The organism is Streptomyces sp. SolWspMP-5a-2, from assembly GCF_900091845.1.
Classification (GTDB): Bacteria; Actinomycetota; Actinomycetes; order Streptomycetales; family Streptomycetaceae; genus Streptomyces; species Streptomyces doudnae.
Genome location: NZ_FMCI01000041.1, coordinates 1 through 12173, shown reverse-complemented (window position 1 = coordinate 12173; position 12173 = coordinate 1). Strand labels below are relative to the sequence as shown.

The window sequence follows — 12173 nt, the reverse complement described above, 5'->3', positions numbered from 1 at the left end:
AGTGCGGATGCGGCAGGAGGCTCTGGCCATGGCCGCCCGCTTGTTGCCCGGCGGGCTGGTTCGCAGCGTGATCGCCGGTGGACCCAGAGTTACGTGAGATCAGCGTGACGCAGGGGGCGCGCTCGCGCAACTCGCGCCCCTCCGGTCACCTCGCGCGCACGGCCGGCGCCGGTCAGCCCCGGCGGCGCCCCGCGGCCCTGCGCACGGCCTCGATGAACCGTCCCGCGGCGGGCGGACCCGGCTGCCCGGGGGCCGGATCGTGGTCGCCCAGGGTCAGCAGGTACCGCTTGCCGTTGAGGTCCGCGAGCGCCCGGCCGTCGGACGCGAACCAGGGCTTCGACGCCCGCACCGCCTGCACCGGCGCGCTGTCGATCTCGCTGCCGTAGCTGGTGAGCAGCTCCAGCCTGCCGTCGTTGATCCGTACCTGCCCGGCCCGGGTCAGCGACCGCAGCCGCTGCTCTATGCGCACACCCGTCGCCGTGAACTCAGGCTCAGCCATGTACTCCGCCCCCTCGCGCGCTCCGCCGCCGCCCCCGGCCCGATCCCTGCGGGCCGCGGTACGGCTCGTTGTGTGATCCAGTGTGCGTCACCGTCCGGTGTGCAGTCTCCCCCTCCCCGGCCCCGCGCACCAGTACGCGCCCGCCGCGCACACTCATCGGGCGGGGGCACGGCGGCCGACCCGTGTCCCCTGCCGTGCCCGGCCCTGCGCCCAGGCGCCCCTTTGAGCCCCCCAAAGGTGTGTTTATGCAGGTGAGAAGCGTGCGAGTGGTGCCTATCATCGAGCTGTCGGCCGCGCGGGACGCTGTCGGCAGCCACCGTGAGGAGCACCGCCGTGAGCACCACCCAGCAGCCCAGGACCGGCGCGACCCTGGACGTCGACCGCAGTGACACCGCCTACCGTGACTGGCTGAAAGAGGCCGTCCGCAAGGTGCAGGCCGACGCCAACCGCTCCGCCGACACCCACCTGCTGTGGTTCCCGCTGCCCGAGCGGTGGGGCATCGACCTCTACCTCAAGGACGAGTCGACCCACCCCACCGGCAGCCTCAAGCACCGGCTGGCCCGCTCGCTGTTCCTCTACGGCCTGTGCAACGGCTGGATCCGGCCGGACCGCCCCGTCATCGAGGCGTCCAGCGGCTCGACGGCCGTCTCCGAGGCGTACTTCGCGAAGCTCGTCGGCGTCCCGTTCATCGCCGTCATGCCCCGCACCACCAGCCGCGAGAAGTGCCGCCTGATCGAGTTCCACGGCGGCCGCTGCCACTTCGTGGACGACTCACGGCGCATGTACGAGGAGTCCGCCCGCCTCGCGGTGGAGACCGGCGGCCACTACATGGACCAGTTCACCTACGCGGAGCGGGCCACGGACTGGCGCGGCAACAACAACATCGCCGAATCCATCTTCCGCCAGCTGGAGTTGGAGCGGTTCCCGGAGCCCGCCTGGATCGTCGCCACCGCCGGGACCGGAGGCACCTCGGCGACCCTCGCCCGGTACGTCCACTACACCCTGCGCGACACCCGCATCTGCGTCGCCGACCCCGAGAACTCCTGTTTCTACGAAGGCTGGACCAGCGGCGACCCGGACGTCACCTGCGACAGCGGCTCCCGCATCGAGGGCATCGGACGGCCGCGCATGGAACCGAGCTTCGTGCCCGGCGCGATCGACCGCATGATGAAGGTGCCCGACGCGGCGAGCGTCGCCGCCGTCCGCGCCCTGGAGCGGGCCATCGGCCGCAAGGCGGGCGGCTCCACCGGCACCGGGCTGTGGAGCGCCCTGAAGATCGTCGCCGAGATGGTGGCGGAGGGGCGGCAGGGGAGCGTCGTCACGCTGCTGTGCGACCCGGGCGACCGCTACCTGGACAAGTACTACTCGGACGACTGGCTCACCGCCCAGGGCCTGGACATCGCGCCCTACGCGGCGGCGATCGAGTCCCTCCTGAAGACGGGCGTCTGGCCGTCCTGACCCGCGCGCGGGGAGGACCGGACGGGGAGGGGACGCACTCGCGGGAGGCGGGAGGCGGGAGGCGGGAGGCGGATGGCCGATGGCGGACGGCGGACGGCCGATGGCGGACGGCCGTTGGGGCTCGTCGGGCCCGTCGGTCGCTCCGCCTGAGCAACGGCCCGCCCCGGTCAGCCGGCCACCCAAGGTGCCGACCGCCCCGGTCAGCCACCCGCCCAGAGGGGTGACCGCTCCGGTCAGGCGTTCCGCCCGGTCAGCCGTTCGTCCAGGGTGGTGACCGCCTGCCGGAACGCCCGGCCCATGCCCGCCCGCCCCGACCGCACCGCCAGCCGGAACGGCGCCGTACCGGCCGCCGCGAACGTCCACCGCACCCGCGTGCCCCCGCCCGCCGGGGTGAGCCGCCACTCCTCGACGAGGGCCCGCGCGCCCGGGATGTTGGTCGCGTCGGCGCGGTACACGTACAGCTCCGACGCCTTCGCCGTCAGCACCGTCTCCTCCAGCCGGGTGCCGCCGCGCAGCCGGATCTCGCGCCGGGCGCCGTCGTCCAGGGAGCGGGCCAGCGTCACGGCCGCGAACCACGACCGCCAGCCCGGCACGTCCTCGGCGAGCGCGTGGAAGACGGGGCCGGGAGCGGCGGCGATCTCCCGCGCGAACACCAGGCGGACGGGCGCGGTCTCGACGAAGTCGATCCCGACCGGGCGGAGTCGGTGGACCATGGGCCGAACCCCCTTGACGCGACAGGGCGGTTGGGGAAGCGGGGGACACCCTAGCTGACAGGGCGTCAGCTGTCTGCCCCGGCGGACCCGCTCTCCTCGCGGCCCGCCACCACCACCCGCAGATGCTCGGCGATCTCCGCGCGGTCGTCCTCCGCGAGACCGGAGTCCGTCACCAGGGTGTCGACCTGCTCCAGCGCGGCGAACGAACTCAGGCCCACCACACCCCACTTGGTGTGATCGGCGACCACCACGACCCGGCGTGCCGACTGCACCAGCCGCCGGTTGGTCTCGGCCTCCGCCAGATTCGGCGTCGACAGACCCGCCTCGACCGATATGCCGTGCACCCCGAGGAAGAGCGTGTCGAAGTGGAGCGTCCCGATCGCCTGGTCGGCCACCGGACCCACCAGCGAGTCCGACGGCGTCCGCACCCCGCCGGTCAGCACCACCGTGGCCGCGCCCGGCCGGGGGCCCGCGACCCGCTGCGCCGCGTGGAACACGTCGGCCACCCGCACCGAGTTGGTGACGACGGTGAGATCGGGGACGTCCAGCACCTGGTGCGCCAGCGCGAACGTCGTCGTGCCGCCCGACAGCGCGATCGCGCTCCCCGGCGCGACCAGTGCGGCCGCCGCCCGCGCGATGTCCTCCTTGGCCGTCAGTTCGAGCCCCGACTTCGCCTCGAAACCGGGCTCGTGCGTGCTCGCCTCGACGACCGGGACCGCGCCGCCGTGCACCTTCTCCAGCACGCCCTGCCGGGCCAGCGCGTCAAGGTCGCGGCGGACCGTCATGTCCGAGACACCGAGCTTCCGCGTCAACTCGTTGACCCGGACCCCACCCCTGCGCCGGACCTCGTCCAGGATCAGGGCTCGCCGCTGCTCCGCGAGGAGGTTCTGATTCTCACTCACGTACGCTCCGGTTCCTTTCGCCTCAAGCCGTCCGACACGCCCGGCGCACCCACTCCGACAAGGGCGTTCTCCCGCCCCCAGTGCGCGGACGCCCCATCCTCGCACGGGACGACCGGCCCGGCGCCCCCCACCACCGGCACCCCGCGTCACTCCCGGCCCACCCGTTCCTCCCGTGTCACCCGGATCGGGGAGATTCGGTGACGGGTGCTGTGCGCACCCGCCCCAGGGGCGATCCTGGGCCCGCACGGCATCAGACGGACGGCAGGCCACTACGGAAGCGCGGACAGTGGAACGGGCCAACGAACCCACCGGCACCGCCCTGGAACTCCTGGTCCACGGAGTCGGCGGCACCACACCCGAGAAGATGCTCGACGACCCCCGCACGGTGCGGATCACCGGCGACGACACGGCGGCCGTCTTCCGGCGCGCGGAGGACGTCGACGCCGAGGACACGCCCGGACCCCCGGTACCCGGCGGCACCCCGGCAGGGAACGACGGACCGCGGCACCCCGAGAGCCGTACCACGGGCAACGCCCGGAGGGACCCCGGACACCGCCACACCGGGGGCGCCCGGACGGACGGGGACGGGCGGCGCCGGCCTCCCGGGAGCGGCCGAACGGACGGGCACGGCGCGTCGCCGGACCCGATCGGCACCCCGGCGGACGGCGGCGACGCGTCGCCGGTCGGGATCGTCCCCGCTCCGGACGACCGCTCCCGGGAGGCCGGCGGGACCACCGGGCCGGACGCGGGCATCGCCCCGCACAAAGGCACGGTCTCGGACCAGGGCATCGCCCCGGACGACGGTATCGCCCCGGGCGAGGGCATCGCCCCGGGCGAGGGCATCGCCCCGGGCGAGGGCGCCGTCTCGGACCGTGCCGGGCGCGCCGTCCCGACCCCCGCGCGCCCGACCCGCGGCACCGGTGACGGAGCCGCCGGGCGCCGTGCCGCCGGGCCCGTCCGGGCGGTCCCCGAGGCGTACGTCTGGTGCAACCTCACCTCCGGCAACGGCGCCCGCGCCCTCTGGCTGTTCCTGCTGCCGTTCATGGTCGTCAACCTCGCCCACTGGATGCGCCCCGCCTCCCGTGGCCGCCGCCGCACCGTCCGCTGCTACGGGCTCCTCGTCCGGCTCACCGGCCTGACCCTCACCGTGCTGCTGGTCGCCGCCGCCTGCGAGGTCGCCCTCGACCTCACCGCCTGGCAGTGCGCGGGCACCGACGCCTGCGCCGCCCGGCACACCTGGCTGGGCTTCCTCTCCCCGGCCGCCTCGCACGACGGCTGGTGGAGCAGCCCGGGACGCAGGCTCGCCCTCGCCGCCACCGTCCCCGCCGCGCTCACCTGGCTTCTGTGGTACCTCTCCCGCCGCACCTGGAACGCCTACGAGTCCCAGCAGCCCCTCGACCGCCGACCCGAGCCCGACGAGGACACCGACCACACCGCCCTCGACCGCCCCGGATTCTGGTACGGCCGCCGCCTCGTCGCCCGGCTGCGCGCCGCCCACACCGCGGCCGGGCTGCTCACCGTCGCCGCCGCGCTCACCGCCCCCGCCCTCAGCCACGACCGCGCCCCCGGCGGCTCCGCCGTCCTCGGCACCCTGGGACTGCTGCTGGCCGCAGGACACCTGGCCGCGGCCCTCGTCGTGATCGGGGTGGTGTGCCGCAGGGGCCGCAGCGAGAACCGTCTCGACCGCCACCTCGACGCCCACCTGGTGCGGCGGCTGCCGCTGGCCGCGCTCGCCCTGCTGCTCCTCGCCGCCCTGCACGCCGGATGGTCCCGCCCCGGCTGGCAGTCGGACGGGCGGCTCCCCGGCGGCACCGCCTTCGGCACCCTCGCGCTCGGCCAGGGCGCGCTGGTCGTGGCCCTCGCGGTGGCCGCCCGCACGCTGCACGCCACCCGGCCCGACCGCCGCTCCGCCCTGCGCGGCCTCGGCGGGCCCGCCGTCGCGATGCTCTCCTGCGCCCTCGGCGGCGTGATGTCCGGCGGGGTCTGCCAGCGCGTCTCCGACTGGCTGGACGGCACCGGCAGCTCCATCCCCGGCCCGCCCGTCCTGCTCACCTGGCAGGCGTCCATCATCCCGGCCCTGCTCGTCGTCGTCCTCGCGATCTGCGGCCATCTCGCCCGGCGTGCCTGGCGCCTGCGCCGCGCCGAACTCGTCACCGTCGCCCTGGACCACCCGGGCGAGCCCGAGGACCCGGCCCGCACCCACCGCATCGCCACCACCCGTGCCATCGCCACCCTCACCGACCGGGCCCCGCTCCTGGTCGGCGCCACCTCCGCGACCACCCTGCTGCTCGGCGCGGGCGCCCTGGTCGGCGCCTTCACCACCGGGCGGACCCCCGACGCCGCCGCCCGCCCCACCGTCGCCCTCGTGCACGGCGCCGCCCAGACCTCCCAGGCGCTCGGGTCCTGGCTCATCGGCTTCGGCTTCATACTGTTCGTCACCTGGGGCAGGCGCGCCTACAAGGACGCCGCCGCCCGGCGCACCATCGGCATCCTCTGGGACGTCGGCACCTTCTGGCCGCGCGCCGCCCACCCCTTCGCGCCGCCCTGCTACGCGGAACGCGCCGTCCCCGACCTGACCTGGCGGATCGCCACCTGGACCCGCGCCACCGGCGGCCGCCTCGTCCTCTCCGGGCACTCGCAGGGCAGCGTCCTCGCCGCCGCCGCGGCCTGGCAACTGCCCGCGCAGGTCCGTGCCCGGATCGCCCTGCTCACCTACGGCTGCCCGCTCGAACGCCTCTACGGCCGCTGGTTCCCCGCCCACTTCGGGCCGGACGCGCTCGGCGCCCTGCACCGGGACGTCGACTGCTGGCGCAACCTCTACCGGCTCACCGACCCCATCGGCGGCCCGGTGAGGCTCCCCGGCGACTGCGGCCCCGAGGTCGACCGGCCCCCGCTGAAGGACCCGCTCTCCTACGGCCGCACCGCCACGCACCCGCTGCCCGCGCCGATCCTCGGCCACTCCGACTACCAGGCCGACCCGGCGTTCGCGGAGGAACGCGCCCGGCTGCTGGCCCGGCTCGCCCCCGCGCTGCCCGGCCCCCGCCCCGAGGAACCCGCCCCGGCTCAGACCGACTCGGGCAGATCCTCGCCGTAGAGCAGCGTCAGGTCGTCGGTGCTCGGCTCGGGCAACTGGGCGACCCGGCTCGCGTGCCGCTCCACCATCGCCTCGAACGTCTGCCGCGCGGTACGGCCGTTGCCGAACGCCGGGCCCTTCGGGAGGTCCGCGAAGTACGTCACGAGCGCCTCCGACGCACCGGCCGCCAGACGGTACTCGTTCTCCTCCGCCTGCTGCTCCACGATCCTCAGCAGCTCCTGCGGGCCGTAGTCGCTGAAGGTGATGGTCCGTGAGAAACGGGACGCCACACCGGGGTTGACCGACAGGAACCGCTCCATCTCGGCCGTGTACCCCGCGACGATGACCACGACCGCGTCCCGGTGGTCCTCCATCAGCTTCACCAGGGTGTCGATGGCCTCCTTGCCGAAGTCCCGCCCGGAGTCCTCGGGCGACAGCGCGTACGCCTCGTCGATGAACAGGACCCCGCCGCGCGCCCGGTCGAACGCCTCCTGGGTGCGGATCGCCGTCGAGCCGATGTGCTCACCGACCAGGTCGACCCGGGACACCTCGACGAGGTGCCCCTTCTCCAGCACGCCGAGGGAGCGCAGGATCTCGCCGTAGAGCCGCGCCACCGTCGTCTTGCCGGTGCCGGGGGAGCCGGTGAAGACCAGGTGCCGTTTGACGGAGGCCGCCTTGAGGCCCGCCTGCTGGCGCCGCCTGCCCACCTCGATCATGTCGGTCAGCGCCCGCACCTCGCGCTTGACGCTGTCCAGGCCGACCAGCGCGTCGAGTTCGCCGAGGACGGCCGTGGAGGTGCGCGCGGGCTGCGCGGGCTCCTCGACGGCGACCGGTACCGGCTGCTCGGCGGTGCGCTGCCCGGGGATCGCGCCCAGCAGCCCGGGGGACTGGACGGCGGTCTGCGGCACCGGATCCGGCGCGGGCGGACGGACCCCGCCGCTCTCGTCGCTGGTGCAGTCCTCCACGTCGGGGCCGGTGCCGGGCGCCGCGTCGGGACCGATGTCCGCGAACTCGTAACCGCCGCGCGAGCAGCGCTCGGTGCGGCATCTGCGCAGGGTCGTCCGGCAGCCGTCTATCACGTGGAAGCCGTAGCCGCCGCTGCCCGTCACCCGGCAGTGCAGGAAGGTGCCGCGCCCGCCCGCCGACACGTAGAAACCGGCCTCGGCGGGGGAGTCGACCGTGCACCGCTCGATGGTCGGGTCGGCGCCCTTGGTGACGATCACGCCGGTCTGGGTGCCGTCCAGCGTGCAGTTGTTGAGGGTGCCGCCGCTGCCGTGGTCGCGGAACCAGGCGCCGGTCGCCGCGTCCCTGATCCGGCAGTCGTCGAGCTGCGCGGTCGCGCCGTCGCTCACCGACACCGCCGTGTTGCGCACCTGCGAGAGATCGCTGTCGACGACGTCCGCCCGGGAGCCGCGGTCGAGCACGAACAGGGCGTCCGGGACGTCGTGCACCCGGCAGGAGTCGAGGACGACGGTCGCGCCGTCGCTGACCCACACGGCGGGGTAGTCGCCGGTGCTGTCGAAGATCTCGCACTGGTTGGCGTCCACCCGGGTGCCCGGGTCCCACACCGACAGGCCGTTGCGCCCGAACTGCCTGACCGTGGTGCGGGTCAGGGTGAGGACCGAGCGGGAACGCAGGTCCACCGCGTTCTCCGGGATGTCGTGGATGCGGCAGTCGGCCAGCGTCAGCACCGCGTCGGTGTCGAGGGTGATGCCGTCGGCCGTGGTGCGGTGCACCGCGCAGTCCGTGAGGTGCGCGGTGGCGCGTGCGGTGATCTGCACCCCGCTGCCCCGCACCTCGTAGATCTCGCAACCGACCGCCTCCAGCGCGGAGTTCTCGCCGGTCGCCGTCAGGCCCGCGCCCGAGGTGTGGTGGATGCGGCAGCGGTCGAGGCGCGGGTGCCCGCCGCCGCGCACCGCGACCCCGGACTGGCCCGCCGCGACGACCTCGCACTCCTCGAACACCCCGCCGCCGCCGTCCAGTACGGCGATCCCGACCCCGGCCGGGTTGTCGACGGTGCACCGCCGCACGGTCGGCCGGGCGCCGCCGCGCACCTCGATCCCGGCGGCGGAGCGGGTGACGACGCGGACGTCCGTCAGCTCCGGGGCGCCCTCCTCGACGAGCAGGGCGGGGGCCGCCGAGTCCTGTCCCTCCACGTGCAGGTCCTGGACCACGGCGGAGGCGCGCACGGTCAGCGGCACGCCGTCCGGCGGGGCGATCCGGACGGAGCCGGGGGCGCCCTCGGGCCCGCGCAGCGTCACCGCCCGCTCCACGACGAGGTTCTCCCGGTAGGTGCCGGGTGCGACGGTGAGGACGTCCCCCTCGGCCGCGGCCTCCAGGGCGGCGGCGAGCGACGCGTACTCACCCGTGCGGCGCCGCCACCGCGATGTACCGGTGTGCGTCACCTGGACCGTGCCCTGTGCCATGGCGCTGCTCTGCCCCCACCTCGTCGTACGCGGGTCGATGCCGAACGCGTGTCGGCCGGTCCACCGTAGCGTGCGCGCGGGCGGTGGGTTGACCAGAGCCGTGAGCCGTCAGCTGCCGGCGCCCGTCCTGCCCCAGTCGGGACCCGCCTGCTCCCACTCCTGGTCCCAACGGGCGTGTCTGCGGCGGACCATGCGCCACAGGAGCAGCCGCCTGGCCGCCTCGACCGCGCCCGCGGTCAGCAGCGCCGCCCCGACGCCGGCCAGGACGGCGTGAGTGGTGGCGGTCGCCGCGTCGAGCGGTCGGGGCACGGTGGCGCCGTGCGCGTCCGTCCACAGCGCGAACCGGTCGCCCGGGGCGGCGGACCGGCCCGCGACGAGGACCGGGCCGTGGTGGAACGAGCCGTCGGGGGCGGTCCAGTCGGCGATCACCCGGCTGCGCAGGTCCTGTGTCGAGGACGTCTCGGGGTCGGTGTCCAGCGGGGTGCGGGACAGCTTGCGGACCACCGTCGCCGTCACCAGGTGGCGGGTCCTGTTCTGGTCCCGGACGGAGCGCTGGAGGGTGTCCTGGGCCAGCCCGCCGACGATCGAGCCGATCACCGGCGCGACCAGCAGGATCAGCAGCAGGGACGTCAGCGCCAGCCACGCCTCGGCCAGATCGGTCGCACGGCGCAGCGGGTTGTGCCGCCAGCGCCGGAGCCCGCCTATCGCTCGCACCGTCTCGCGCCCCCTTTCCGCTCTCCGTGATAACCCCTCAGGCGGCCGGGGACGGTACCGAGCGCGCAAAGAGAGAGCGAGATCACCCGGGCCGGGGCCCCACCCGTCCCGGTGTGCCCGCGCGTCCCCCCTCACCCCTTCCCAACGCGCCGCACCCCGGCGCCGGTTCCCGCTCCCGGCGCGCTGTCCCGGTCCGTGCTCCGTGCCGGTGGGGTGCCCGCGGCGAGGACGGTCACCGGATCGCCGACCCGGACCGTGCCGCGGGTCAGCGGCACCAGGTTCTGCCCGAAGACCAGCCTGCCGCCGATCGACCGGTGCCTGCCCAGGGTGCGCAGCGGTTCCCGGCCGCGCTCGCCGGTGCGCTGGTCGGTGGTGGTCACCACGCACCGCCCGCAGCGCTTGGCGACCCGGAAGACGACCTCGCCGATCGCCAGCCGCTCCCAGCCGTCCTCGGCCCAGGCGCCGGTGCCCCCGACCACCACGTTCGGCCGGAAGCGGTCCATCGGCAGCGGCCCCTCGCCGGGGTGATCGCCCTGCGCGACAAGGGAGTTGAGGGCGTCGAGGGAGGCGGTGGCGGTCAGCAGCAGGGGGTATCCGTCGGCGAAGGAGACGGTCTCGCCCGGCAGCGCGTAGGCGGGGTCGACGGGTCTGCGCACGGCCGGGTCGTCCAGGTGCACCAGACGGACGTCGGCGCCGAGCCAGCGGCGGGCCCAGGCGTGCGCGGCGCTCTCCCGCGCGGGGACCGCGGTGACCGTGTCACCGAAGATCTGCACCGTGACGGTGGGGCCCCGTCCCGGGACGCGGGCCTCCACGTCGGGCAGGCCGGGGGCGGACAGCCGGACGCCGTCACCGGGCAGGAGCGCGGCGGCGGCACGTGCCAGGCGCGGGCACTGACGCTGTGTGACGACCCTCCCCTTGTCGTCGATCAGCGCCCAGCGGCGGTCTCCGGCCAGCCCCCAGGGCTCCACCCCGGCCTCCCGCGGGGCGAGGCCCCGCAGCGACTTGACCGGGTGGACGTGGATCGACGTCAGCCGTGCTGTCCCCATGACGTCATCGTGCCAGGCCGCCCCGCCGGTCCGCGGCGGCGCGGCTCAGTAACCGCGGTACTGCTGCTGGTTGTTGTACGGGTCCTGGTACTGCGCCGGAGCGGGCCGGGGAGCGGCGGGACGCATCGCCTCGTACCCGGAGGGCATCGGACGCTGCGGCTGGGGCTGCTGCTGGCCGGGGTACCCACGCGGCGCGGCCTGTTGCGGGATGTACGCCGCCGGGGCCTGCTGGAGCGGGGCGGGCTGGGCCGACTGGGGGTAGCCGTAGACGGGCTGGGACGGTCCCGCGGGGAGCGCGGGCAGGGCCGACGGCAGCGCGGGCAGGTGGCTGCTCGGGATGTCGTAGGCCGCGGGGACCCGGATCGGAGCGATCTGCGGGGTGCCCCGCTCGGCCACGAGCCGGTCGTAGATCGGAGTGTCCGGGAAGGAGGCGGAGTAGTAGCCGCCGCCATAAGTGGAGCGGGGGGAGGTCATGGCACATAAGTTAAGCCCACGATGTGCTGGTTGGGGAGACCGATAAGAGAGTTGTTTTCCATGATCGGGGTAGTCGCGTATCCCCAATGCGAGCGAACTTGCCAAAAAGGGGCGTGGGGCCACGTTCGGATCGTGTAAAGGCCGAGTTCCCAACGGGTTACCGGAGGTTGGCCGCCGATCTCCCTGTGCCCCTCATGGGACTTCTCCGTCCTGGAGAATAGGTTGGAACGTGGCAGAAACCGAACGGCTGCCGGGAGACGGCCCGGCGCGGTGACACGTGATGGGGGCGAACGATGACCATGTCGAAGGGGCAGAACACGCCGGTGCCGACGACGGCGCTCCGCGTCGAACTGGGCTGGCGGTCGGGTCCCGGGGTGCCCGACGCGGACGCGTCGGCCCTGCTCCTCGTGGGCGGGAAGGTCCGGTCGGACGGCGACTTCGTCTTCTACAACCAGCCCGCCCACACCTCGGGCGCGGTCCGCCACGAGGGCAAGCGGGACGGCGGCGGGTCCGTCACCGACACCCTCCTCGTCGACCTCGCGCGCGTGGAGCCCTCGGTCGAGAAGATCGTCCTGGTGGCCTCGGCCGACGGCGGGACCTTCGGCAGCGTCCCCGGTCTCTACATCGAGGTCACCGACGCCCAGGGCGCCGCGGTCGCCCGGTTCGACAGCGCGGGCGCCACGGTCGAAACCGCCTTCCTGCTCGGTGAGTTCTACCGTCGCCAGGGCGCCTGGAAATTCCGTGCCGTCGGCCAGGGCTACAGCACCGGCCTGGAGGGACTCGCCACCGATTACGGCATCACGGTGGACGAGCCGCAGCACACGGCGACTCCCGCCTCCTGGCCCCCCGCCGCCACCAACGCCCCGGC

General features: G+C 74.6%; 10 protein-coding genes. 3 read left to right on the top strand and 7 right to left on the bottom strand.

Annotated elements, in window-relative coordinates:
* Window positions 1-172: 172 nt before the first annotated feature.
* Window positions 173-499: a hypothetical protein gene (locus GA0115242_RS02785; RefSeq protein WP_093824106.1), complete on the bottom strand. Its 327-nt coding sequence runs from the start codon at window positions 497-499 to the stop codon at window positions 173-175.
* A gap of 333 nt (window positions 500-832) precedes the next feature.
* Between GA0115242_RS02785 and GA0115242_RS02780 the strand changes: the two genes are divergently transcribed.
* Window positions 833-1957, top strand: coding sequence for a PLP-dependent cysteine synthase family protein (locus GA0115242_RS02780; RefSeq protein WP_093824103.1), 1125 nt, complete (start codon window positions 833-835; stop codon window positions 1955-1957).
* Between the two features lie 233 nt (window positions 1958-2190).
* Here GA0115242_RS02780 and GA0115242_RS02775 read toward each other — a convergent pair whose 3' ends face one another.
* Both GA0115242_RS02775 and GA0115242_RS02770 read right to left on the bottom strand, forming a co-directional pair.
* The gene (locus GA0115242_RS02775; RefSeq protein ID WP_093824101.1) at window positions 2191-2670 is read right to left on the bottom strand and encodes an SRPBCC family protein; all 480 of its coding nucleotides are present in this window, start codon (window positions 2668-2670) and stop codon (window positions 2191-2193) included.
* 65 nt (window positions 2671-2735) lie between these two features.
* Window positions 2736-3572: a DeoR/GlpR family DNA-binding transcription regulator gene (locus GA0115242_RS02770; RefSeq protein ID WP_093824099.1), complete on the bottom strand. Its 837-nt coding sequence runs from the start codon at window positions 3570-3572 to the stop codon at window positions 2736-2738.
* A 286-nt stretch (window positions 3573-3858) separates the two neighbouring features.
* Here GA0115242_RS02770 and GA0115242_RS02765 point away from each other — a divergent pair, with 286 nt between their 5' ends.
* The gene (locus GA0115242_RS02765) at window positions 3859-6666 is read left to right on the top strand and encodes a hypothetical protein (protein WP_256089359.1); all 2808 of its coding nucleotides are present in this window, start codon (window positions 3859-3861) and stop codon (window positions 6664-6666) included.
* On the opposite strand, the gene GA0115242_RS02760 is transcribed toward GA0115242_RS02765, so the two are convergent.
* From GA0115242_RS02760 to GA0115242_RS02745, 4 genes are all read right to left on the bottom strand, one after another.
* Entirely contained in the window at window positions 6636-9071 is a 2436-nt protein-coding gene (locus GA0115242_RS02760; protein ID WP_107461333.1) for a right-handed parallel beta-helix repeat-containing protein, read from the bottom strand. The two genes, GA0115242_RS02765 and GA0115242_RS02760, sit on opposite strands and share 31 nt — an antisense overlap.
* A 108-nt stretch (window positions 9072-9179) precedes the next feature.
* A complete protein-coding gene (locus GA0115242_RS02755) occupies window positions 9180-9785 on the bottom strand; it encodes an Rv1733c family protein (protein ID WP_093824095.1) in 606 nt (201 codons plus the stop codon).
* A 131-nt stretch (window positions 9786-9916) separates the two neighbouring features.
* A complete protein-coding gene (locus tag GA0115242_RS02750; protein WP_093824093.1) occupies window positions 9917-10831 on the bottom strand; it encodes an MOSC domain-containing protein in 915 nt (304 codons plus the stop codon).
* Between the two features lie 45 nt (window positions 10832-10876).
* Window positions 10877-11305, bottom strand: coding sequence for a DUF6643 family protein (locus GA0115242_RS02745; RefSeq protein WP_093824091.1), 429 nt, complete (start codon window positions 11303-11305; stop codon window positions 10877-10879).
* A gap of 299 nt (window positions 11306-11604) precedes the next feature.
* Here GA0115242_RS02745 and GA0115242_RS02740 point away from each other — a divergent pair.
* Window positions 11605-12173 (top strand): TerD family protein (locus tag GA0115242_RS02740; RefSeq protein ID WP_141721468.1); only part of this gene is annotated, 569 nt, incomplete at its 3' end.